Origin of the sequence: Prauserella cavernicola (genome assembly GCF_016595675.1) — a bacterium.
Taxonomy (GTDB): Bacteria; Actinomycetota; Actinomycetes; order Mycobacteriales; family Pseudonocardiaceae; genus Prauserella_A; species Prauserella_A cavernicola.
Genome location: NZ_JAENJH010000026.1, coordinates 1 through 2,019 on the forward strand (window position 1 = coordinate 1; position 2,019 = coordinate 2,019).

General features: G+C 67.3%; 2 protein-coding genes. Both read right to left on the reverse strand.

All coding sequences use genetic code 11. The annotated features are described in order from the left end of the window. A partial coding sequence (gene sucD, locus JHE00_RS34505) for a succinate--CoA ligase subunit alpha (RefSeq protein ID WP_200326400.1) occupies window positions 1-867 on the reverse strand: 867 nt, incomplete at its 3' end. Further along, the coding region (gene sucC / locus JHE00_RS34510; protein ID WP_200326398.1) for an ADP-forming succinate--CoA ligase subunit beta at window positions 867-2,019 on the reverse strand (1,153 nt) is incomplete at its 5' end. The genes sucD and sucC, both read right to left, overlap by 1 nt.

Genomic DNA, 2,019 nt, shown 5'->3' on the forward strand with positions numbered 1-2,019 from the left:
CCTCGCCAGTTCGGCGGTTTCGGTGGGGGTTTTGCCGACCTTGACGCCTGCGGCTTCGAGGGCTTCTTTTTTGGCTTGGGCGGTGCCGGCGGAGCCGGAGACGATGGCGCCGGCGTGGCCCATGGTTTTGCCTTCGGGTGCGGTGAAGCCGGCGACGTAGCCCACGACGGGTTTGGTGACGTTGGCCTTGATGTAGTCGGCGGCGCGTTCTTCGGCGTCGCCGCCGATTTCGCCGATCATGACGATGACCTTGGTGTCGGGGTCGGCTTCGAACGCTTCGAGGGCGTCGATGTGGGTGGTGCCGATGACGGGGTCACCGCCGATGCCGACGGCGGTGGTGAAGCCGATGTCGCGCAGTTCGTACATCATCTGGTAGGTCAGCGTGCCCGACTTGGAGACCAGGCCGATGTTGCCGGGGCCGGTGATGTTGGCCGGGATGATGCCCGCGTTGGACTTACCCGGCGAGATCACACCCGGACAGTTCGGCCCGACGATGCGGGTCTTGTTTCCCTTGGCGACGGCGTGGGCCCAGAAGTAGGCGGAGTCGTGGACGGGGATGCCTTCGGTGATGACCACGGCGAGGCCGATTTCGGCGTCGATGGCCTCGATGACGGCGTCTTTGGCGAACTTCGGGGGCACGAAGATCACCGACACGTCGGCGCCGGTGGCTTTGATGGCCTCGTCGACGGTGCCGTAGACGGTCAGCTCGGTGCCGCCGATGGTGACGCTCTGGCCGGCTTTGCGGGCGTTGACGCCACCGACGATGTTGGCGCCCGCGGCCAGCATCTTGGTGGCGTGTTTGGTGCCCTCGGAGCCGGTCAGGCCCTGCACGATGATCTTGGAGTCTTCAGTCAGGAAAATAGCCATCATGCACCTACAGGGTTCTCAGCGGCGAGCTCCGCTGCTCGGTCGGCCGCGTTGTCCATGGTGTCGACCTGGGTGACCAGCGGGTGGTTGGCCTCGTCGAGGATGCGGCGGCCTTCGTCGACGTTGTTGCCGTCCAGGCGCACCACCAGGGGCTTGCTGGCCTCGTCCCCGAGGATCTTGAGTGCTTCGACGATGCCGGTGGCCACCGCGTCGCAGGCGGTGATCCCGCCGAAGACGTTGACGAACACGCTCTTGACCGCGGGGTCACCGAGGATGACGTCCAGGCCGGCGGCCATGACCTCGGCCGAGGCGCCGCCACCGATGTCGAGGAAGTTCGCGGGCTTGACCCCGCCGTGCCGCTGCCCGGCGTAGGCGACCACGTCCAGGGTGGACATGACCAGGCCCGCACCGTTACCGATGATGCCGACCTCACCGTCGAGCTTGACGTAGTTGAGGTCCTTGGCCTTGGCCTTGGCCTCCAGCGGGTCCTCGGCCTGCTTGTCCACCAGCTGCTCGTGGGCGGGGTGGCGGAACGCGGCGTTCTCGTCGAGGGTGACCTTGCCATCCAGCGCGACGATCTTGTCCTGCGGATCACGCACCAGCGGGTTCACCTCGACCAGCGTGGCGTCCTCGGCCACGAAGGTCTCCCACAGCGCGACCACCACATCAGCGGCCTGCTCCCGGATCTCGGCCGGGAAGTTGCCCTGGGCCAGGATCGCGGTCGCGGTGGCCTTGTCCACACCCGCGATCGGATCCACCGCCACCCGGGCCAGCGCGTCGGGGCGCTCCACCGCGAGCTGCTCGATCTCCATGCCACCCTCGGCCGAGGCCATCGCCAGGAAGGTGCGGTTGGTGCGATCCAGCAGGAACGAGAAGTAATACTCCTCGGCGATGTCGGAGGCCTCGGTCACCAGCACCCGGCGCGTGACATGACCCTTGATGTCCAACCCGAGGATCGCCCCGGCCTTCTCCCGCGCCTCACCCGGATCCCGCGCCAGCTTCACACCACCGGCCTTACCCCGGCCACCGGTCTTCACCTGCGCCTTGACCACGACCGGCCCACCGATCTCCTCGGCGGCCACACGCGCTTCTTCCGCATTACTCGCCACGGCACCCGGCAAAACCGGCACACCATGGGCGGCGAAGAGGTCC